At 39.1% G+C, this 22,353-nt stretch carries 18 protein-coding genes; 10 read left to right on the top strand and 8 right to left on the bottom strand.

The annotated features are described in order from the left end of the window. Positions 1-106 precede the first annotated feature (106 nt). Genes J1N10_RS13460 through J1N10_RS13450 form a run of 3 tightly spaced genes read left to right on the top strand, consistent with a single transcriptional unit; the run spans position 107 to position 4,673 of the window. Positions 107-2,785, top strand: coding sequence for an AMP-binding protein (locus J1N10_RS13460; RefSeq protein WP_262327241.1), 2,679 nt, complete (start codon positions 107-109; stop codon positions 2,783-2,785). Positions 2,786-2,829: 44 nt separating this feature from the next. Continuing rightward, the gene (locus tag J1N10_RS13455; protein WP_262327240.1) at positions 2,830-3,810 is read left to right on the top strand and encodes an ecdysteroid 22-kinase family protein; all 981 of its coding nucleotides are present in this window, start codon (positions 2,830-2,832) and stop codon (positions 3,808-3,810) included. Between the two features lie 5 nt (positions 3,811-3,815). After that, complete coding sequence (locus tag J1N10_RS13450; protein WP_262327239.1) at positions 3,816-4,673, top strand: 3'(2'),5'-bisphosphate nucleotidase CysQ family protein; 858 nt, start codon at positions 3,816-3,818, stop codon at positions 4,671-4,673. Here J1N10_RS13450 and J1N10_RS13445 read toward each other — a convergent pair. Beyond that, positions 4,659-6,011: a DUF5723 family protein gene (locus J1N10_RS13445; protein ID WP_262327238.1), complete on the bottom strand. Its 1,353-nt coding sequence runs from the start codon at positions 6,009-6,011 to the stop codon at positions 4,659-4,661. The genes J1N10_RS13450 and J1N10_RS13445 overlap by 15 nt on opposite strands. A gap of 90 nt (positions 6,012-6,101) precedes the next feature. Here J1N10_RS13445 and arfB point away from each other — a divergent pair, with 90 nt between their 5' ends. Then, positions 6,102-6,515, top strand: coding sequence for an alternative ribosome rescue aminoacyl-tRNA hydrolase ArfB (gene arfB, locus J1N10_RS13440; protein WP_262327237.1), 414 nt, complete (start codon positions 6,102-6,104; stop codon positions 6,513-6,515). A 90-nt stretch (positions 6,516-6,605) separates the two neighbouring features. Next, complete coding sequence (locus J1N10_RS13435) at positions 6,606-7,079, top strand: hypothetical protein (RefSeq protein WP_262327236.1); 474 nt, start codon at positions 6,606-6,608, stop codon at positions 7,077-7,079. Here J1N10_RS13435 and J1N10_RS13430 read toward each other — a convergent pair. The 3 genes from J1N10_RS13430 to J1N10_RS13420 form a co-directional block, all read right to left on the bottom strand. Further along, the gene (locus J1N10_RS13430; RefSeq protein WP_262327235.1) at positions 7,076-7,663 is read right to left on the bottom strand and encodes an RNA polymerase sigma-70 factor; all 588 of its coding nucleotides are present in this window, start codon (positions 7,661-7,663) and stop codon (positions 7,076-7,078) included. The two genes, J1N10_RS13435 and J1N10_RS13430, sit on opposite strands and share 4 nt — an antisense overlap. Positions 7,664-7,816: 153 nt before the next feature. After that, positions 7,817-9,271: a decarboxylating NADP(+)-dependent phosphogluconate dehydrogenase gene (gnd, locus tag J1N10_RS13425; RefSeq protein ID WP_262327234.1), complete on the bottom strand. Its 1,455-nt coding sequence runs from the start codon at positions 9,269-9,271 to the stop codon at positions 7,817-7,819. A gap of 158 nt (positions 9,272-9,429) precedes the next feature. Beyond that, positions 9,430-10,539: a glycosyltransferase family 4 protein gene (locus tag J1N10_RS13420; RefSeq protein ID WP_262327233.1), complete on the bottom strand. Its 1,110-nt coding sequence runs from the start codon at positions 10,537-10,539 to the stop codon at positions 9,430-9,432. A 243-nt stretch (positions 10,540-10,782) separates the two neighbouring features. Between J1N10_RS13420 and J1N10_RS13415 the strand changes: the two genes are divergently transcribed. After that, positions 10,783-11,844, top strand: a complete 1,062-nt coding sequence (locus J1N10_RS13415; RefSeq protein ID WP_262327232.1) for a septation protein IspZ — start codon at positions 10,783-10,785, stop codon at positions 11,842-11,844. An 80-nt stretch (positions 11,845-11,924) separates the two neighbouring features. Then, positions 11,925-13,286: an MFS transporter gene (locus J1N10_RS13410; protein WP_262327231.1), complete on the top strand. Its 1,362-nt coding sequence runs from the start codon at positions 11,925-11,927 to the stop codon at positions 13,284-13,286. Between the two features lie 63 nt (positions 13,287-13,349). On the opposite strand, the gene J1N10_RS13405 is transcribed toward J1N10_RS13410, so the two are convergent. Next, positions 13,350-14,012 (bottom strand): Crp/Fnr family transcriptional regulator, encoded by a 663-nt coding sequence (locus tag J1N10_RS13405; protein WP_262327230.1) that lies wholly within the window; start codon positions 14,010-14,012, stop codon positions 13,350-13,352. Positions 14,013-14,096: 84 nt separating this feature from the next. Beyond that, complete coding sequence (locus J1N10_RS13400) at positions 14,097-15,677, bottom strand: sulfatase family protein (protein WP_262327229.1); 1,581 nt, start codon at positions 15,675-15,677, stop codon at positions 14,097-14,099. Positions 15,678-15,864: 187 nt separating this feature from the next. Between J1N10_RS13400 and J1N10_RS13395 the strand changes: the two genes are divergently transcribed. After that, positions 15,865-16,500, top strand: a complete 636-nt coding sequence (locus J1N10_RS13395; protein ID WP_262327228.1) for a MarC family protein — start codon at positions 15,865-15,867, stop codon at positions 16,498-16,500. Positions 16,501-17,147: 647 nt separating this feature from the next. Here the strand turns inward: J1N10_RS13395 and mazG are convergent. Then, complete coding sequence (gene mazG, locus J1N10_RS13390) at positions 17,148-17,933, bottom strand: nucleoside triphosphate pyrophosphohydrolase (protein WP_262327227.1); 786 nt, start codon at positions 17,931-17,933, stop codon at positions 17,148-17,150. Positions 17,934-18,086: 153 nt separating this feature from the next. Here mazG and J1N10_RS13385 point away from each other — a divergent pair, with 153 nt between their 5' ends. Further along, positions 18,087-19,019, top strand: coding sequence for a PhoH family protein (locus J1N10_RS13385; protein WP_262327226.1), 933 nt, complete (start codon positions 18,087-18,089; stop codon positions 19,017-19,019). 80 nt (positions 19,020-19,099) lie between these two features. Then, complete coding sequence (locus J1N10_RS13380) at positions 19,100-20,050, top strand: phosphoribosylaminoimidazolesuccinocarboxamide synthase (RefSeq protein WP_262327225.1); 951 nt, start codon at positions 19,100-19,102, stop codon at positions 20,048-20,050. An 81-nt stretch (positions 20,051-20,131) separates the two neighbouring features. Here the strand turns inward: J1N10_RS13380 and J1N10_RS13375 are convergent, their stop codons facing one another. After that, entirely contained in the window at positions 20,132-22,297 is a 2,166-nt protein-coding gene (locus tag J1N10_RS13375; protein ID WP_262327224.1) for a S9 family peptidase, read from the bottom strand. Between the last annotated feature and the right edge of the window lie 56 nt (positions 22,298-22,353).

Genomic DNA, 22,353 nt, shown 5'->3' with positions numbered 1-22,353 from the left:
AAGAAAGCTCTAAATCTAAGCTCTAAGAACACAAAAAACACTTTAGGTTCTTAGTACCTTAACGGAAGTAATGTTTTTCTGCAAAACACTATAAGAGACTATCAACATGAAACAACATCATCCTATAATCATTGCTTTTGCTAAGTGCTTTTTTGCGGCATTGCGCTTTATTTTGAGTGCCCGCTATCGCGTTTCTATTAAAGGCGGTGAGTTGCTTAAAGAAAATGGAGCCAAGCTTATTCTGCCCAATCATCAGGCCATAATAGACCCGATATTGCTTTTTTCCCATCTCTACAAATACACGTCAGCAGTACCGATTGTACTATCAAGCTATTACGATATCCCGGTTGCCAAATCTATTTTTAAAGCCTGGGGTGCCATTCGTGTGAGCGACCTGGAGAAAGGTAGCCGAAACACTAATGTATTAGAGCAAATTGTCGCTTCGGTTGATAAAGGCCTGGCCATGGATAAAAACATTGTATTGTATCCAAGTGGACAGATTGCTGCACAAGGCTATGAACGCATCTTAAACAAGCAAAGCGCTCAACTAACCGTAAAAAACATGCCAGAAGAAGCTGAAGTCATTGCAGTTCGTTTTTCTGGACTATGGGGCAGTCGCTGGTCTAAAGGCTGGGTGGGACAAACTCCTTCTTTCTTCTCTACCCTGCTAAAAACGCTTGGTTTAATTCTTAGCAACCTGTTGTTTTTTATGCCTCGTCGTTGCGTGCACATTGAGGTTGAAAACATAACGAAGCAGGCGAAAACCCAAAGCCAAATGGGAAAAACAGAATTCAACCAATACCTCGAACAGGTGTATAATGTTAGCGGGGAAGAGCAGGCTACATTTATAAAATACCACTTTCTGGCCGGAGCATCAAATCGACAATTACCTGATAGCATAGCAGGTTCAGACAAATCAATGAAAGGCAATAACAATAACACCATTCAGCCTATTCCTGATGAAGTATTTGACAAAATACAGACATGCATTGCCTCAATATTAGAGAGTGAAAAAGAGTCCGTTGAGTTAAAGAGTTATCTGCAACTTGATTTAGGAGCCGACTCACTGAACATTGTTGAAATCATTTCGGAAGTAGAAAATCAATTCCCAACCTTTTCAGCACCTGAAATTAATGATATTAGAACCGTACAGGATTTATGCCTGGTGGCCATGGGGCAGTTTAAAAGCGGAAGCGATTTAAAGCCCTCTACCTTGCACAACGACCTGACTCATATTAAACGCCTTTCTGTTGATGAGAATGGGACAGTATTGTCACAATTCATCTCAGCTTTTACGGTTGACGGTAACAACCCGTTTTGTTACGATGCCATGCTGGGCTCTACTTCACGAAAAGAATTCTTTTTAAAGGCCTGCGTCGTTTCCGAATTGCTAAAGAAAGAAGTTAAAGAAGAGAATGTGGGCATCATGCTACCAGCCCTTCAAAGCACAACATTGCTTATTGCGGCCTGTTACCTGGCTGGCAAAGTACCAGTAATGCTCAACTGGACGGTTGGCCAAAAAGTTCTTTTGCACTGCATCGAATCCGTGGATGTGAATACCATCTTGTCGGCAGGTGCTTTTATTGAAAAAATTAATGAACAACTTCCTCCTGAAATAAAAGAAAAGCTACTACTACTTGAAAAGAAAATACCGGAATTATCGTTAGTCACCAAATTAAAAGGAGCTATTAAATCCAAATTGCCGAAACTACTTATTTCAACCAAAAACAAACCCAAAACTGCCGTTATCCTGTTCACATCTGGTAGCGAGTCCTTGCCTAAGGCAGTGCCACTGACGCATAGCAACATTATTAACAACCTGGCTGGCGCCTTCAAATTAGTCAATGTTGACAACAACAAAATATTCTTATCATTCTTACCGCCATTTCACAGTTTTGGCTTTACGGTGCTTAATATTATGCCATTGCTAACAGCTGTTAAAGTGGGTTACACGCCAAATCCAACCGATTCGCGCGAGGTGTTGAGAATAATGAAACACATCAAAGCGAATGTACTACTGGGAACTCCTGGCTTTTTAAAACTGCTTTTGGCCGAAAGTTCAACAGCGGCGTATGCTTTTAAATCGGTGCAGTTTGCCATTTCGGGTGCCGAAGCCATGCCGCCATCTTTGAAAGAACAGTTTGAAGGCGTAACTAATGGCGGTCTTATCCTCGAAGGCTATGGCATCACAGAATGTTCACCCGTGTTAACGCTTAATCCACAGAAAAAACAAAAGCTCAACAGTGTCGGCCAGTTCTTACCGGGCATTGATGGACGCATCATTGATTTAGATACGAATGAACCTTGTGCGACCGGAAAACCGGGCATGATATACGTGAGCGGCCCTAATATTTTTGATGGCTACATTAATCAAGCCGACATCAAGCCTTTCAAAACCATTGAGGGCAAAACCTATTACAAAACAGGCGACTTAGGTTATGTGGATGAAGAAGGTTATTTGTTTATCACCGGTCGATTGAAACGCTTTATTAAAATTGCCGGCGAAATGATCAGTCTTCCATTTATTGAGAAGATATTACTTGAAAAATATGGCCGTGACGAAGAACTGGTATTGGCCGTAGAAGGCTCTGATAAATCAACACCTCAACGCATCGCTCTGTTTACCACAACAGATATTAACATGAATGAGGCCAACGACTATCTGTTGAAGAATGGAGTAGCACCCATATCAAAGCTTCGTGAAATCATCAAAGTTGATGAGATTCCGGTATTAGGAACCGGCAAAACCGATTACAAAGTGCTAAAAGCAATGCTTGAAGAATAAGACGTCAAATACTTATCTTTGCGCCACATTTTTTAGAAGCAACAATGAACCAGCATTTCAAAGATATCATACTAAAGGCCACAGGAGCCAGCGAGCTTTATGAGATAGAAACCATTCAAAACCTGTGGAGTGGTTACGGAAAAATTATCCGCATCGGTCTTGAGGGCAGTCAATACGAAAGCGTCGTTATCAAACACGTCAAGTTGCCCGATAACAGCAAGCATCCACGTGGCTGGAACACGAATTTATCGCACGAGCGTAAAGTGAAATCATACCAGGTTGAAACCGCCTGGTATGAGTTTTGGAATCAGCAATGCGATGACGATTGTCGTACACCACATGTTCTGGCACTTGAGCATTTGAATGATGAAGTACTGATGGTAATGGAGGATTTAGACGCTTCAGGCTTCTCTGGTCGCCTTTCAAGTGTCAGCTGGAAGCACATGCAAGCCTGCCTGAAGTGGCTGGCCAACTTTCACGCCACGTTTATGAATCAAGCTCCGGTTAAACTTTGGGAAGTTGGCACCTATTGGCATTTGGATACCCGTCCGGATGAGCTTAAAATAATGGATAACGAACAGCTAAAACAAGCAGCTCCAGCCATCGATAAACTTTTGCGCCAAGGTGAATTTCAAACACTGGTGCATGGCGATGCTAAGTTGGCTAACTTTTGTTTTAGTGAGGATGGTCGTCAGGTGGCGGCTGTCGACTTTCAATATATTGGTGGTGGATGCGGCATGAAAGATGTTGCTTATTTTGTTGGCAGCTGCCTCTACGAAGAGGATTGTGAAGTCATGGAAAAGCAAATTCTGGATTATTATTTCCAAGAATTAAAACTAGCCATCCATCACAAACATCCATCAATTAATTTTGAAAAACTGGAAAAAGAATGGCGTGAGCTTTATCCGGTTGCCTGGACCGATTTTCACCGTTTCCTGAAAGGATGGAGCCCCGACCATTGGAAAATAAACAGCTATAGCGAACGGCTGGCCAGAGAAGTTGTTCAAAGCATACACTTAAAGTAAAAGGCATGAAATTATCCTCTAATCAGCTTCAGGAGCTTTGCAACTATGCCATTGAGGCAGCCTCCAAAGCAGGGCAATTAATTGCTCAAAAAAGCAAGGTACATTTATCTGTCAATAAAAAAAATGGTGGCGAAAGCCTGGCCTCGCAAGTGTTTACAGAAGTTGATTTGGCCAGCGAAAAGTTGATTCTTGAGATACTGCAACCTACTATTAACAAATATGATCTGGCACTTCTCAGTGAAGAAACAACAGATGACAAAAGCCGCTTTGAAAAGGATTATTTCTGGTGCATCGACCCACTGGATGGCACCCTACCGTTTATTGAGCAAACAGATGGATACTCCGTTTCCATCGCCTTGGTTGATAAAAATGGCATGGCGCATATTGGCGCTATTTTCAATCCGGTTGACGGAACAATTTACCATGCAATAAAAGGCTTTGGTGCATTTAAGAACCACCAAAAATGGTCATTAGGAGCACCTGATAAAGATTACACACTAATCTGCGATCGAAGCTTTTTAAAAAGCAAGAACTACACAACAATCACTAATCAGCTAAGACTGCGTATTGGCGATTATAAAATTATTAGTCATGGTGGTGCAGCCATGAATGCCATGTGGATACTTGAAAACGGCCCAGCTTTTTATTTTAAACAGCCTAAGACTAAAAATGGAGGAGGAAGTTTGTGGGATTATGCAGCCTCATCTTGTATTTTCAATGAAATAGAAGCTTATGCCAAAAGTTTTAATGGTGATAACCTGGACCTGAACCGAAAAGATTCCACTTTTATGAATCACAAAGGCATTTGCTATACTTCGAGCAATGAACTTGCACTAGTTATCCAAAATTTAGTTATCGCTTGAATATATTGGAACTGAAAAACCGAAATAAACAGATTGTTTGCCTCCACCTACCCCCAGTAAATTACCAATAACCGTTGAGGAACCGATAAAAAACTGACGATATCGGGTTGCTAAACCAATCTTCCAACCTATGGCAGACGAATAATTGACAGGCAAGTACGCCCCCCACTTTTTAGTTTCATAGCGTCCGGTAAAACTAGCTTTCCACAAGACCTTCCTGGTTATATCAACGGTTGAGTTGTAGTAGCCAGGATTAACAACCAATGATGCATTGGCAAACCACTTGGGTTTAAGGCAATAATCGGCATTTAAAGCTATTTTAAACGGCAGTTTAGTACTAAAACTACCTCCTGAAAACTCTTTTATATCAACTGATTTCTCAATCGAATCTTTAAGGGCTTCAAGGGTTTCAATACCTGCAAAACGACTATAGGGCACGTCGTTCATATTAACCTGATACGATGCTTTATTTTTTGTTTTACTATGCCAAATACTACCAAAATCCGCCATTACAAACCCTATTTTATATTTGTATGGTACATCTTTAACGCCTCGTAAATGCTCAGGTAAATACGAATAGCTCAAACCTAAATCTACCCCAAGGCCCAAGTCGCCGGCACGTTCAACAATATCACCACCATCAATTGTTTTATTTAAACTCTCATTAAACGCATAAGACATTTTCATATCGAAGCGTTCAATCCGCTCTTTATCAAACATCACATCTATGCCATCCATTTCTAAATAGCCTGAACCTGAACCACTAAGAATTTTCAATACCACCCCGCCCGTCAACCATTTGTTATCTGATTTTAAAATGGTACCCGACCATGTTAAACCATATTCAACCCAACTATTTACCAGAGATTTAAAGTGTTCGTCCTTTATCTCTTTCAAACTTTCGGGGTCATGTATTCCTTTAAATAAGTTGATGAAGTCGTCGTTAGAGGCATTGTATACACCATCTGCACGCACACTAATCGTTAAGCCCACTGCATGGTTCTCGTTTATTTTATAACTGACAGATGGCAACATCAAGCGACCATTGACGTATAACAACGATTCTTCTGAACCTAAAAAATATTTTAAATCATGGAATCCAACTTTACTCATCACATCCCAGAAATCCGACGATGCAAAAGTTTGATTATTTAACAAAGCAACTTCTGAACTTAAAACATTAATAGCCCAGCGTGCATCGCTTCGAACCAATTCTGCAGGCTGGTTAACGATACCTATAAAAGGCAGATAAGGGCTCGAATGCACACCCAGGTATTCCTGCGCCTGTACAATTGAACACAAATAGAAAGTAGATATAAGAATCAGTAATCGCCTCATGCTTTTAAAATCAGTGCTAAAATATACCAAAAATGCTTTTATGAGCACCTTTTTCATAACTTTATCAACCTATTGAACTGATATAAAACCATGTTACATACTATTAGATATCGCAACCTGATCAACGAAATAACATTTACAACAACGCGAAGTAGTGGTCCTGGCGGACAAAACGTCAACAAAGTAAATAGCAAAGTCGTTCTACGCTTTAACATCAGTGAATCAAACATATTATCGGAAGGAGAAAAACAACTATTGCTGGCAAAACTAAAAGGAAAACTGACCAACAGCGATGAAATCATTTTGAGTAGTGAAGCAAGCCGGTCGCAACTACAAAATAAAAAAATGGTCATAGAGGAGTTTTATAAACTATTTGAGAAAGCCTTAACCCCAGTGAAAAAAAGATTTAAAACCAAACGTACCAGAGCTTCTGTTGAAAAACGCCTCACTTCCAAAAAACAACATTCGCAGAAAAAGGCAAACAGAAGGCTTAGAGAATTTTAGGTATAAACAGATGAATAGACAGGCAAGCTGTTAGGAGTGTCATTAACTATTCATTACTTTTGCAGGCACAAACAAATTTAAGAGAACACAATGAAAGACATCACCTTAGGCCAAGGTCTCGAAAAAATCATCTTTGGATTAAACAGACAGGAAATCACTCAACTGTTGGGTGAACCTAGTGAAGTAGAAGCGATGGATGGCGATAAAGAATCGGGTGCCATGGAAGCCTGGCATTACGACGAATTGCACCTATCCTTATCATTTGAGGAGGATTGCAACTGGAAATTAACATCTATCACTACAGCTTCTTCTGAGGTTTTATTTGAAGGCATTGACCTGATTGGCCTAAGCCAGGGCGAAGTAATGGAACAAATGGAAGTGTTCAATCTGGGTGAATTTGAATTAGAAGATTTATCAACTGACATCATTCCTAACCAGACACTGGCCGCCAATCCTGATTTTAGTCTGAACTTATTCTTCGACCATGACATACTTACTGAAATTCAGTGGGGACCATTTTGGGACGATGAATCAGAAATGCCGATTTGGCCAGACCAAAACTAAGGCCACATATTATACAAAAGAATAGTAATGGGTAAAAACTCTTTCAGTTCAGCACGCGCTACTTTAAGGGCTTTTCCCATTTGATTTTCGACTGTTTTTTCGGCTATTCCCAGCTCCAATGCAATTTCTTTGTAGCTTTTACCTTCAAAACGGCTTAATTCAAACACCCGCTTACATTGCGGTGTCATTTTATCAACCGCCACCTGAATGCGTTCCATAATTTCCGCTTCCAATAAGCGTTCAGCACTCTTATCTTTTAATGCCTCAAAGTTTAGCTGCAGTTGTTGAACTTTATCGGCATACTTATCCTCCACCTTAAGATGACGAAGGTAGTTCAAACACAAATTACGAACGGACTTATACAAATAAGCATTCAATATTGTTCCAATCTTAATAGCGTTGCGTTTCTCCCACAATTTTAAAAAAGCTTCCTGAACAATATTAGAAGCCATATCTGTATCGAGCACATATTCTTTCGCATACACAACCAAAGCAGGCTGGAGCTGATGAAAGATATTTCGATATATACCTTCATCTCCTTGCTGTAAGAGCTTTAAGATGTTTTTATCAACAGATATTTGCATAGCTAGCACTCATGAACATAAACTGAATACAATGATAAGAAAAAATAAGGCTACGTAAGAATGATAACACTCATGAGTTAGGCATTTTTAAGGAAACAAAAAAATCCAACTTCGTTTTGAAAAGTTGGATTCAATATAATCAATTAAAATAAATTATACATTATAAGTCGTACTGGCTGTATCTCCACCCCTACCTGTCCAGTTGGTATGGAAGAATTCACCACGCGGTTTATCAACACGCTCATAAGTATGGGCGCCAAAGTAATCACGTTGAGCCTGCAACAGGTTAGCAGGCAAATGTTCTGAACGATAGCCATCGAAATAACTTAATGCAGTTGCAAACGCCGGTGTAGGAATACCATTCATAACGGCTGTCGCCACCACTTTTCGCCATCCAGCTTGCGCTTTCTCAATTGCCTCTTTAAAATAAGGATCGAGTAAAAGATTGGTTAATCCAGGTTGACTATCATAAGCCTCTTTTATCTTCCCTAAAAAGCCTGAACGAATAATACAACCACCTCGCCACATCAATGCGATACCGCCATAATTTAAGTTCCAATTATTTTCTTCGGCAGCAGCTCGCATCAGAGCATATCCTTGTGCGTACGACACAATTTTTGATGCATATAAAGCATCTTTTATGGCCTTGATAAATTCTTTTTTGTCACCTTCGAACGCAGGAGCGGGGCCCGATAAAACTTTTGATGCCTCTACTCTTTCGTCCTTAATAGACGATAAGCAACGTGAGAAAACGGCTTCACCTATCAATGTTAGCGGCACACCCAGGTCAAGAGCTGTTATTCCTGTCCATTTACCTGTACCTTTCTGTCCTGCTTTATCCAATATTTTCTCAACCAGGGGCTCACCATCTTCATCTTTGAAAGCCATGATATCGCGAGTAATTTCAATCAGGTATGAGTCTAATTCCTGCTCATTCCATTCTTTAAACACCTCATGCATCTCATCAGCTGATAAACCAAGCAAGTCTTTCATAATGTGATAAGCCTCGGTTATTAACTGCATATCACCATACTCAATGCCATTGTGCACCATCTTCACAAAGTGGCCTGCACCATCTTCGCCCACCCAATCACAACAAGGCGAACCGTCTTCAACCTTAGCTGCTATTGACTGAAAAATAGGCTTCACCAAGGGCCATGCAACTTTAGAACCTCCCGGCATAATTGAGGGCCCTAATAAAGCTCCTTCTTCACCACCCGAAACACCAGCGCCTATATAATGAACCCCTTTTGCTTCTACACGTTTTACGCGTCTATCAGTATCAGGATAGTGCGTATTTCCTCCATCAATAATAACATCTCCCGGCTCCAACAATGGCAATAGAGCATCAATGGTTGCATCAACCGCTGCCCCGGCCTTTATCATCATCATCACCTTACGAGGACGCTCCAAAGAATCAACCAGCTCACTTAAAGAGTAAGTACCTAAAATGTTTTTATCCTTACCTCTTCCCTTAATAAAACTATCTACTTTTTCGCTTGAGCGGTTAAACACCGAAACTTGATAACCTTTACTCTCCATGTTTAAAACAAGGTTTTCGCCCATAACAGCTAAACCTATCAATCCTATATCTGAACGTTTTTGCATGTTCTCAAATCTTTATTTTATCCAAAATCATTAGATTATATAACACCTGTTGCTGGCAGATGTTTAAACGAATGTCACAACTCAACAATAACAGAGGATACCAGCAAGTATAACCATGTGGGTATATACCATTTGCTGAGCAAAATAACTTTAAAATGTTATTTGTTTCTCCTTATCTTTCGAAGACGCTTTATAAAATGACGACGTTTATAGTACAAAGCTATTGAAGGGATATATGCCACTGCAAAACCCAGAGATAAAACTAAGATACTTAAACGTAACATTCCCCAGTTTCGAAGAGCAAAGGCCAGAATCACAAAACAAATATTAATCGCACCAATGATTAAACTAATTTGTAAATGTGAGAAACCCAAAGCCAGCATGCGATGGTGAATATGATTTTTATCCGCCATAAAAGGTGAATTACCTTGAGAAACACGTAACATAAACACACGCAGGGTATCCACAATGGGTACAATTAGAATAGCCATGGCTACAGCAGGAGCACTATTCATTGTGTGTATTAACGCATGGTGATTATCGACTTTGTTAAACTCACTGAAGCGAACAGCCACCACAGCTGCCAAAAAACCAAGCACCAAAGAACCAGTATCACCCATAAAAATCTTCTGACGCTTTGAAAATATATTGTAATAGGCAAAGGCCAATAGTCCTCCAACTAATGCAGCTGCAAGAGTTGGAATATGATAATCTTCATTAATAAAATACCAAATTGAAAATGATAACATGGAGATAATACCAGTTATCGCAGCCAATCCATCAATACCATCAATCAGGTTAAAACCATTAATAATAAACACCATGCCTACAATGGTTAACACTGTTCCCCAAAACGGATCGGGTTGCAAACCAAAAAAGCCATGAAAATCGGTTATTTGAAGACCTCCCAGACCAACTACAATAATGACCGCTATTAACTGTCCGGCCAATTTTACCATTGGCGCCGTAACTAAAATATCATCCTTTATTCCAATGCCAAAGATGATTAATAAGGCTGGAATTAGAAATGGTATCTCAATAAATTTAAACCAATCGACAAATAACGAGTAGGTAAATAAAAAGCCAATAAAGATGGCTAAACCACCCAATGTTGGAATACGCATGCGATGGACACTACGCTTGTTCGGTTCATCAAAGAGGTTTTTAGAATGTGCAACCCTTAAAATGGTTGGTATCGATAAAAACACCATCATAAAAGAAAGAAAGGATGCAAAAGGAACCAATAACTGTATTATGTAACCGTTCATATGTAATGTTTCAGCAATATCAGTAGACAAAAGTAATAAAAAGGATGACAGCAATCGGCAAATCACCCAATATTCGAATCATTCTGTTAATCATACGAGAACGATTTTCATCTGTAAATAATTCATTTTCAAATACCAGATGGAACTCTCGATGAATTTTAACCATTCTGATTGTATGCATTTAAGAATGATAAAAATTCATGTTCATTTCATTTGCTATCTTCGCAGCTTAATGTTTATGAAATGAATAAAATTCAACTTCTAAAAAACTTATTACCAGGCTTTCTGCCTATTCTGGTTTTTATCATCGTTGACGAAATCTGGGGCACCATCTATGGACTTATTACAGCTATAATAATAGGCATCATCGAGTTGGCTATCGGTTATATTAAGGAACGTAAAATCGAACGCTTTATTTTGTTTGATGTCGGCCTGATTATCGCTTTAGGTGCCGTATCCATCATATTGCATAATGATTTATTTTTTAAGCTTAAGCCTGGTATCATCAGTTTAATGATGACCGGATTGATTGGCTTTTCAGCCTTTTCAAAACACAACCTAATGCTGCAGATGACTCAGCGTTATATGAAAAACATGCAGATGAACCCATATCAATTATGGATGATGCAAGAAAGTATGAAACGTATCTTTTGGCTCTTACTTATTTATTCCATACTCACTCTTGCGTCATCATTCATCGACAACAAAGCAATTTGGAGCTTTATGGGCAGTGCCGGATTATTTGTGGTGATGGCCTTGTTTTTAGCCTACGAATGGCTACTAAAGAAAAAACAAAATAAGCAATACAAAAACGAAGAATGGCTACCCTTAGTAGATGAAAAAGGGCAAATACTTGGCTCAGCACCCCGCTCGGTTGTGCATCAACAATCGTTCTTGTTACATCCGGTTGTGCACCTGCACGTCATGAATAGCGGAAATATTTTACTACAAAAAAGGCCCCAGCATAAATTGATACAGCCAGGCAAATGGGATACTGCTGTTGGTGGACATGTGGCAGCTGGTGAAAGCATTGAGTTATCGTTGCAACGCGAAACATCAGAGGAAATCGGACTCACTAATTTCAAAGCCCAGTCTATTGGTCAGTACATTTGGACAAGCAATGTGGAAAAAGAAATGGTGTTTTGCTTTACCACACACCATAAAGGCCCATTCAATTTTGACAAAACTGAGGTGGACGACGTTCGATTTTGGAGTATCAAAGAAATTAGAGATAACATTAACAAGGGCATTTTCACCCCCAACTTCGAGCACGAATTTAAACAATTTGGCCATCTGTTAAATTAAGCTGGAAAGCTCACAAAAATCAGCTTATTTGCCACATCAATTAATTATTTTGGTCAACTAAAACTATATCAAAGCACGATATGAATACCATTAAAAAAGCACTAAACGAATCGCCCGCCATGCGTTGGGGAATATTACTCTTAGTAGGTTTCGTCCTGTCGGTTAACTACTATTTCTACGATGCCTTTTCAACTTTGAAAGACTTACTGAGAGCAGAATTTAATTTTACCAACAGCGACTACGGCCTATTTGTATCATTCTACTCAGTGCCAAACACTTTTTTATTGATGGCCGTTATTGGAGGCGTCATCCTTGACAAGCTAGGCATTCGAAAGACAGGCTTTACATTTGTGTTTTTCATGGCATTAGGAGCCGTCTTAACTGCCTATGGAGCATCAGATTATTATGGAGCTGGCGGCTTTGGCTACGAGTTAATGTCTTCATTCTTGCCTAATTATTCACCCGAATTGAAAATGATGCTGATTGGCCGTTTCTTTTTTGGCTTAGGCGCAGAAACAAGCATTGTGGTTGTCAGTAAAATATTAGTAAAATGGTTTAAAGGAAAGGATTTAGCCTTAGCGTTTGGCTTAAAAGTAGGCTTTGGCCGATTAGGTACCTTTGCCGCATTAAATCTTTCTCCTGCTGTGGCTAAGAATGGAGCCAATCTTACAGGAGCAATTTGGCTGGCAGCCATACTCGTTTGCACAGGATTATTGGCATTTATGGTGTACATGCTTTTAGATGCAAAACTAGATAAGCAGTTAAATACTTCATCGGCATCTAAAACAGCAAGCAAGCCTTTTTCAATTAAAGATATCACAGGCCTACTAGGCAACAGAGCTTATTTATACATTGCCTTGCTATGTGTAACCTTCTATTCAGCCGTATTTCCATTTCTGGCCTTTGCACCTGACTTTTTTGCCGATAAATTTGGATTGACATCTGTTGAGAGTGGCAAATTAACATCACTCCTTCCCCTTGGAACATTATTTTTCACTCCATTCTTTGGCTGGTTAATTGATCGTAAAGGAAGAAGTGCAACTGCCATGATATTTGGTGCTACAACCCTGCTTGCAGTACACCTAATCTTCGCGCTGACTTATTTTCCTCCGCAAGCACCCATCATCTTCTTAGGTATCGCTTTCTCATTAGTTCCGGCAGCTATGTGGCCAAGCATGGTGAAATTAGTTGACGAAAGCCAGATAGGAACCGCTTATGGCTTAATGTACTCCATTCAGAACCTTGGACTTTGGGGCTTCCCCATTATTGCCGGTGCTATATTAGACACTACCAACCCTGGCAATCCTGAAGTTTCTGATTACACGGCTACTATTTTAATGTTTGCTGCAGTGAGTTTACTTGGGCTGATATTTGCCTTGCTGCTGAAATACGAGGATAAGAAGAAAAACTTTGGCGTTGAGTTGCCTTTGAACAAGAAATAGCAAAAAGAAAGGATGGCAATCATACAATTGCCATCCTTGATAAATTATTATTATTCTATCAATTTAAGATAGCATGATAATTCGTTCGAGTTTTTCTTTATTGGTAATGATTAATTCGCGCCTATCAAAACGAATAATACCGTCATTTTTAAACTCAGTAATCAAACGGCTGACTGATTCTTTAGAAGTACCAATCCAACGCGCCATATCCAAACGAGAAATAACTAAAGGTATCGCTTCATCCGATGCTGTTTTAAATAAATCCTGCAGCTTAAGCAATAAATTAGCCAAACGGCCACGAACAGTTCGTTGCGATAACTCAACCAGTGAGTTATATGAATTTTTCAACTCATCGCAGGTCTTCTTAATTAATAAATCGGCCAGCTCTTTATTAGAACTTATTGTTTTTTTAAAGGCTTCACCGGGTATTCGGCACACCTCACTATTGGTTAAACTCTCGCAAGCAGTCACCTCCGGCTCATCGCCCAATAAGGAGTGAAAACCAAATAAATCACCTTCTTTCACCAGCCTTACAATTTGTTGCTCTCCTTTAGAACCAATACGATAGATTTTTAATAAGCCATTTTTTACAAAATAGGCATGTTTCATATTGGTATCCTGCTCATATACAACCTCCCCGCTTTTATAATAAGAACACTGCTCTATAGCCTGGTTCCACAATTGCTCATCGGCTTGAATATGTTTTAGTATACTATTTAGTGGCATGTTTGCTCAATTAAAAAAACAATCGTACCAACATACGAATTTCTTTTATAAAACAACAAAGGCAACTTATAAAATTAGTTTTTACTACTTTATTTTTTTTTGCAGATATCGGTTTAAATGCTGCTCATTCAATGCATCACTATCTCCATAAGAAGTTCTTAACTCCTCCAGTTTTTGATGCATCATTGCCTGTACTTTTGCATAATCTTCATCACCATAAACATTGTGCATTTCCGATGGATCATTTTGCAGATCATACAATTCCCACTCATCAATATCATAATAGAAATGTATCAATTTATAGCGCTCAGTGCACACTCCATAATGACGTTTAACGGCATGCTCCGATGGATATTCATAATAGGTGTAATAAATAGCATCACGCCAATTTTGTGATTCCCCCTTAAATAATGGCTGCATTGAAACACCTTGAATATCATCCGGAATTGCAACTCCTGCCATATCAAGAAATGTAGGGGCAAAATCAATATTCTGCACCAATTCATTAATCACACTTCCGGCTTCAATCGCCCTCGGATATTTAATGAGCAAAGGTGTTCGAAACGATTCTTCGTACATAAAACGCTTATCGAACCAGCCATGCTCACCAAGATAAAAACCTTGATCGGAGGTATAAACCACAATCGTATTTTCATCTAATCCGGCTTCTTCCAGATAATCCAACACCTCACCAACACCATCATCAACTGACTGGATGCATCGTAAATAATCTTTGATGTAACGATTAAATTTCCAAACAGCCAATTCTTCTTCTGTCATTTCACGATTTTTAAAATCCTCGGCAATAGGCATGTAATAAGCATCCCATTCTGCGCGTTGTGCCGAATCCATCCGACTTAGCACCCAATCGGCAGCATTGCGGAGCCCACCTCCCAAATCACCTTCCGTATATGTCATTTTTAAATCATAAGCCAGATCCATGTGTTCATAAATACCCATTTCGTGTTCCGCTGCGGCTTTACGACCTTTATAATCATCAAAAAAGTTAGCTGGTGGCGCAAACGTCTTATCGTCGAATAGTTCAAAATATTTCTTTTCAGGCATCCATGAGCGATGTGGTGCTTTTTGATGATATAACAGTAAAAATGGCTTATCCTCTTCCCGTTTATTTTTCAGCCAATCCATAGCGATTTCGGTAGTGATAGTCGTGCAATAGCCCTGGTAGCGCTTCTTCTCTCCATTCTCAATAAAATCGGGATTATAGTAATGCCCTTGCCCTGGCAATACATTGGAGTAATCGAACCCTTGTGGCAAACCATTCAAATGAATTTTACCAACCATTGCTGTCTGATAACCTGCTTTCTGCAACTGCTTTGCAAAATTATCCTGCTCCCAGTTAAACGGTTGCATATTGTCCACCTTTCCATTGATAAAACTATGCTTACCAGTTAGCATTACGGCCCTGCTAGGCGCACAAATGGAGTTGGTAACGTAAGCTCTGTTAAAAATAGCTCCTTCTTCAGCGATGCGATCAATATTAGGCGTATTGTTTAATTCATAACCATAAGCACTTATAGCCTGGTAGGCATGATCATCGCTCATAATAAATACGATATTAGGTCGCTCTTCTTTCTTTTCTGGGTTGAATGAACAGCTTCCCGAAAATATCAATAAAATTAAAAAAACAAGGGATACTCTAAACATGACTTAATAGTTTATAATGTATTGAAAGCCTAATATAACTATTGGCTAAGCAAAAGTTCAAGTCGTTATTCATAAAAGAACATGACCAATCCATATTCGAACATCAGCAAGGTTTCTTCATTGACAAAAATCAGCTGTCAAAGACCATGATTTTGAAAAATTCTAGCCTACTTTTACAACAAAAACAATGAACGAACTTTTAACCTTTGGCATTTTAGCATTCACATCTTTTTTTACGCTCATTAATCCATTGGGCGTGATGCCAATTTTCATGACGATGAGCGCTGATTTAACAGCTAAAAATAGGGCAAAAACAGCTAAAAAGGCTTGTCTGGTAGGTTTTTTAATAATTGTTTCGTTCGCATTGTCTGGCCAATTGCTATTTAAGTTTTTTGGCATCTCAGTTAATAGTTTTCGAATCGTTGGTGGTGTTATTTTCTTTATCATGGGCATGGACATGCTGCAAGCACGACTCACAAAAGTAAAACTGAAAGATTCTGAAGTAAAAAAATACGTTAACGATATATCAATCACACCAATGGCAATTCCTATGATTGCCGGGCCAGGAGCTATAACCAATGCCATTGTTTTGATGGAAGATGCGGGTGGATTGCCCGGAGCCATCATTTTAGTTTCGGCTCTTTCATTGGTTGTTCTATTAACCTACTTCATCCTATTAAGTTCAAGCAAAATTATAAAAGCACTGGGCGAGACCGGCAACAATGTATTAATGCGCTTAATGGGATTGATAGTGATGGTGATCGCTGTTGAGTTCTTTTTTAGTGGCCTTAAACCGGTATTGGTCGAAATTCTTCATCAATAAATTTCAGGACAGAACATAAAAAACCTCCGCAGATTCTCTTGGGTTAGATTGGCTACAGAGGTAAAAGGATGTTGAATAGTGTTGGGGTTGTAACCGTCCGTTTCGGTTACGTGTGTTTAATTTTTGAAATCATACACATATACTAAAGAAACGGTCAAGTGTTGTTTTATTTTGACGAACGACCTGATTTTTGTGATAAACGTAATTGACCCAAAAAGTAAATACCTAAAAAAACCTCTGCAGCTTCTCTTGGGTTAGAATTGGTGCTGCAGAGGTTAAGGATGTTGAATAGTGTTGGGTGTTTTCGAAACCGTCCGTTTCGGTTTCTTGAGTGTTTAATGAATTGTGAATTCAATTGTGTTTACTCAGCGTATCCGTTAAATGTTATTTTACATTGACGAATGGCTATTTTTTAATGACGAATGAACAATTAACTTTGATTAACACTCCCTCTTCAAGTTTTTAATTGATATAATTTCTATTAGCAAACCACATTATTATATATACACAGACCAATTGGTCGTAAGCTATAATATTGGCAATCTACCTCTTACATTTCAAAATCAGAAATGAACTTAACCTCACAAAAGAAAACTCCCTAATATTCTGTTTAGTAAATAACTCCACATAAGGCCATTCGTCAAAAACTATAGTTTTTTGGCCTCTTCCCATATCTCATCCATCTCTGCTAAACTCATTTCTTTTAAATCTCGGCCAACTTTTAGTGTTTTTTCTTCTAAATAATTGAAACGTTTGATAAACTTACGATTGGTTCGCTCAAGAGCGTTTTCAGGATTAACACCATACAAACGAGCCGCATTAATGACTGAAAATAATAAATCACCAAACTCTGCTTCTATTTTATCTTCATCATGAGCAGTAATCTCTTCTTTTAATTCCTCTAACTCCTCTTTCACCTTATCCCAAACTTGCTCTTTGTGCTCCCAGTCAAAACCAACGCCACGCGCTTTATCCTGAATACGATTGGCTTTAACCATTGCAGGTAAGGACAATGGAACACCTTCCAGAACTGATTTATTACCGTCCTTTTCTTTCAGCTTCAGTTTCTCCCAATTTTCCTCCACGGTTTTGGCATCATTCGCCTCTACATCAGAGAAAATATGCGGATGACGATAAATTAACTTTTCATTAAGTGATTGTATCACATCGGTCATTGTGAAGTCAGATTGCTCTGAACCAATTTTGGCATAAAACACAATGTGAAGTAATAAATCGCCCAGCTCTTTTTTAATAAGTGTAGCGTCATTTTTGATAATCGCATCGGCCAACTCGTAGGTTTCTTCAATGGTTAATGTTCTTAATGATTCATTGGTTTGCTTTTTATCCCAAGGACATTTTGCCCTTAATTCATCCATTATTTCCAATAATTCTTTAAAAACGATCAGGGTCGATTCGTGTTGGTTTTGATTCATAATGTACAGTTCCTTTTAAATTTATGTCCCTTTGGTAATAATTTATGATTTTTTTTTAAAACTGAGGTATAACGAATACCACTTTTGTCAGCTTACAAGTGCAAAAAATATTGTTACTTTGCAGTATACAAAATTAAGGATTTAAACCACTTTATGATAGAAAAGTTAATCTACCTGGAATCGGTTGATTTAGTAGAGTTTTTAGGCATTAAAAATGCCAAACTGGAAGTCATTAAGAATCGTTTCCCGAAGTTAAATATCATTGCAAGAGGCAACTGGTTAAAAGCAATGGGCGATGCCGAGGAAGTGGCTGATTTTGAAGAAAAGGTAAATTTACTACTCAATCATTATAACAACTACAACGTACTAAGCGAGAAATCGCTTAATGAAATTCTGGGTGGTACTAAAATAACCGATGCCAGTAGCGATAGCGATGTTATCCTTTTTAGCACCAGTGGCAAACCCATAAAAGCACGTACAAAAAATCAGGAAAAACTGGTTAAAGGATTTAAGAAGAATGATTTATTATTTGCTGTTGGCCCCGCCGGTTCAGGTAAAACCTATGTAGCCATAGCTTTGGCCGTAGCAGCTTTAAAAAACCGTCAGGTACGTCGCATCATTCTTAGTCGTCCTGCAGTTGAGGCCGGCGAAAAACTAGGATTCTTACCCGGCGATATGAAGGAGAAAATCGACCCATATCTACAGCCCTTATATGATGCCCTGCAAGACATGATTCCAGGAGCCAAGCTAAAGGAATTGATGGAAAATGGCACAATACAGATTGCTCCTTTGGCATTTATGCGCGGTCGAACACTTAATAATGCTTGCGTAATACTGGATGAAGCACAGAACACCACCAATAATCAAATGAAAATGTTTTTAACCCGGATGGGGGAATATGCAAAGTTTATTATTACAGGTGACGTTACACAGATTGACCTGCCCAACAAACAGCAATCTGGATTAGTACAGGCGATGCGTATATTAAAAGGTATAAAAAGAATAGAACGCGTGAACTTTACCGTTAAAGACATTGTTCGTCATAAGCTGGTTCAGGACATTGTTGAAGCATATGATAAAGAGTAAACAAAGGTATAATTTACAGGAACAACTATAGACACATATCAGGAGTAAAGAAAAATAAATATTGATATAAACTAATAATTATGAGTCAAGCAATTGTTAAAACGGATTACAATTTTCCGGGACAAAAGAGCGTATACAAAGGAAAAGTACGCGACGTTTACAACATTAACGATGATTATTTGGTAATGGTTGTTTCTGACCGCATCTCAGCATTTGATGTGGTGCTTCCCAAAGGCATCCCTTACAAAGGACAAGTACTAAACCAGATTGCTGAAAAGTTTCTGGATGCAACGTCTGATATTGTTCCTAATTGGAAAATAGCTACGCCAGACCCAACAGTAACAGTTGGTCACTTCTGTGACAGCTACCCTGTTGAAATGATCGTTCGTGGATACTTAACAGGTAGCTCTTGGCGCTTATACAAAGACGGTGGCCGCGATATTTGTGGCGTACCTATCCCTGATGGCATGAAAGAACACCAGGCGTTTCCAGAGCCAATTCTAACACCTACTACAAAGGCAGAACAAGGCGCACACGATGAAAATATCACACGTGAAGAAATCATCAAACAAGGTTTAGTTTCTGAAGAGGAATACCTGGAGCTAGAACGCATTTCATTAGAGCTATTTAAGCGCGGAAGTGAGATTGCCAAAGAAATGGGTTTAATTCTGGTTGATACAAAATATGAGTTCGGTAAAAAAGATGGTGAGATTTACCTTATTGACGAAATTCACACACCTGATTCATCACGTTACTTCTATGCTGATGGCTATCAGGAGCGTTTTGACAAAGGTGAAAACCAAAAACAGTTATCTAAAGAATTCGTTCGCGAATGGTTAATGGAAAATAACTTCCAGGGTCGTGAAGGAGAAGTAGTTCCTGAAATGACGGACGAATTCGTAACGGAAGTATCGGATCGTTACATTGAACTTTACGAAAGCATCACTGGTGATAAATTCGTAAAAGCAGATGTTTCGGAAGTAGTTGGACGCGTAGAAAAGAATGTAACGGAGTACTTGAATTCATTGTAATTCAAGGATTGTCAACAACATAAAAGACCTTAAGGCATTAGAAACCTTAAGGTCTTTGTTATTTTATGATGGTAAAGTTCTTTACTCGTCAATACCTTCCAGCATCATCATAAAGGCATATTCCATGGCCGTTTCACGATAGCGTTTGAAACGCCCGGATGCTCCACCATGACCGGCTTCCATATTGGTATGCATAATCAAGATGTTATCATCGGTTTTCTTATCGCGTAGCTTAGCCAACCATTTGGCCGGTTCCCAATATTGCACCTGTGAATCGAATAACCCGGTAGTAATCAATGAATTTGGATAAGCTTTTACTTCTACATTATCGTATGGCGAATAACTCAACATATAGTCGTAGTATTCTTTGTTTTTAGGATTCCCCCACTCATCAAACTCATTGGTTGTTAACGGAATGGTCTCATCCAGCATGGTTGAAACAACATCGACAAAAGGAACAGCAGCCACCATGCCATTGTACAACTCAGGTGCCATATTAGCAACAGCTCCCATAAGCAAACCGCCTGCACTTCCGCCCATGGCATATAGATGCTCTGCTGAAGTGTATTGATTATCAATTAAGTATTTACTACAATCGATATAATCGTTGAAGGTATTCATCTTATTCAACATTTTGCCATCATCGTACCACTGGCGCCCCATAGCCTGGCTACCTCTGATGTGCGCCACTACATAAATAAAACCCCTGTCGAGTAAACTCAAACGCGTTGAGCTAAACCAGGGCTCCATCGTACTGCCATACGAACCATAAGCATAGAGCAATAACGGCGCATTACCATCTTTTTCAACACCTTTCTTATAAACAACCGACATGGGTACTTTCTTTCCATCACGTGCTTTAGCCCATAAACGTTCAGTGACATATTCGTCAGGATTATGGCCACCCACAACCTCCTGAACTTTCTTCACCTCTTTGGCTTTGGTGTTCATATTATAGTCAATGGTTGATTCCGGTGTGGTCATTGAACTATAACCAAAACGCAACACATCTGTATCAAATTCTGGATTGGTAGAAATGTATGCTACGTAAACCTCTTCACCAAAATCCAGATAATGTTCTTTTTGGGTCTTTTGATTGATGACGCGCAAGTGAATTAAAGCGTCCTTACGCTCACTCACCACTATATGCTCCTTGAAAACTTCTATTCCATTCAACAATACGTCTTCGCGATGTGGAATAACCTCTTTCCAGTTGCTCATGTCTGTTGCTCCAACAGGCGTCTCCATTAAGCGAAAGTTGGTTGCTTCATGATTGGTTGTGATAAACCACTTATCCTCAAAATGATTAATGTAATACTGGTGTTCATCACCGCGTGGCGTAAATTGCTTAAACTCACCAGTTGGATTATCAGCATCTAACACCCAATAGTCACTCACCAGTGTAGCATCTTCCTCAATAACGATGTACTTATCCGATTTGGTTTTACTTACACCAATATAAAAAGAGGGATCCGTTTCATGATACACCATCACATCTTTCTCTGTTGATGTACCTAATTGATGTCGCCAGATCTTCTCACTCAATAGCGACACTTCATTTTTTGTGGTGTAAAAATACGTTTGGTTATCGTTAGCCCAGGCTCCTCCTGCTTGCGCATTAACCAACTCATCAGAATAAATCTCTCCTGTTTCTAAGTTTTTAAAGCGAATGGTATAAATACGACGACTTACTGGATCTTCAGCAAAAGCCAGCAGCTTATTGTCCATACTGATGCTCATACTTCCTAGTGCATAATAGGCTTGTCCTTCTGCCCGCTCATTCTCATCAAAAAAGATTTCTTCTGTGGCATCTAAGGTTTCTTTTTTACGGCAATGAATCGGGTACTCCTTCCCTTTCTCATACCTCGAATAGTACCAATAGCCATTGGAAAAATATGGTACCGATTCATCATCTTTCTTAATGCGGCCAACAATTTCGTTGAATAGCTTCTCTTGCAGCTGTTCTGTATTTTTTAAAACGGCCTTTGTGTAGCTGTTTTCAGCATTAAGATAATCCAACACCTTTTGCGTTTGCACATCGGGTGTCGCTGCGTTTTTCTGTTCATCGCTCAAGCGCATCCAGAAATAAGGATCAACACGCGTATGGCTATGAATGCTTAAGACCGAATCTTTTTTCTCGGCAATGGGAGCCGGTGGCAAATCATTAGGAATCATTGAAACTTTCTTATTCGATGGGTTACAAGCTATAGCAAAAACTACAACCAACAAATACATTATTTTATTCATAGAATATAATTTAGGTTACAGCAATAAAGATATTAAAAGCCCTTAAACAAAACGAC

Origin of the sequence: Carboxylicivirga litoralis (genome assembly GCF_025499605.1) — a bacterium.
GTDB classification, from domain to species: Bacteria; Bacteroidota; Bacteroidia; order Bacteroidales; family Marinilabiliaceae; genus Carboxylicivirga; species Carboxylicivirga litoralis.
This window is presented reverse-complemented; position numbering and strand designations above follow the sequence as displayed.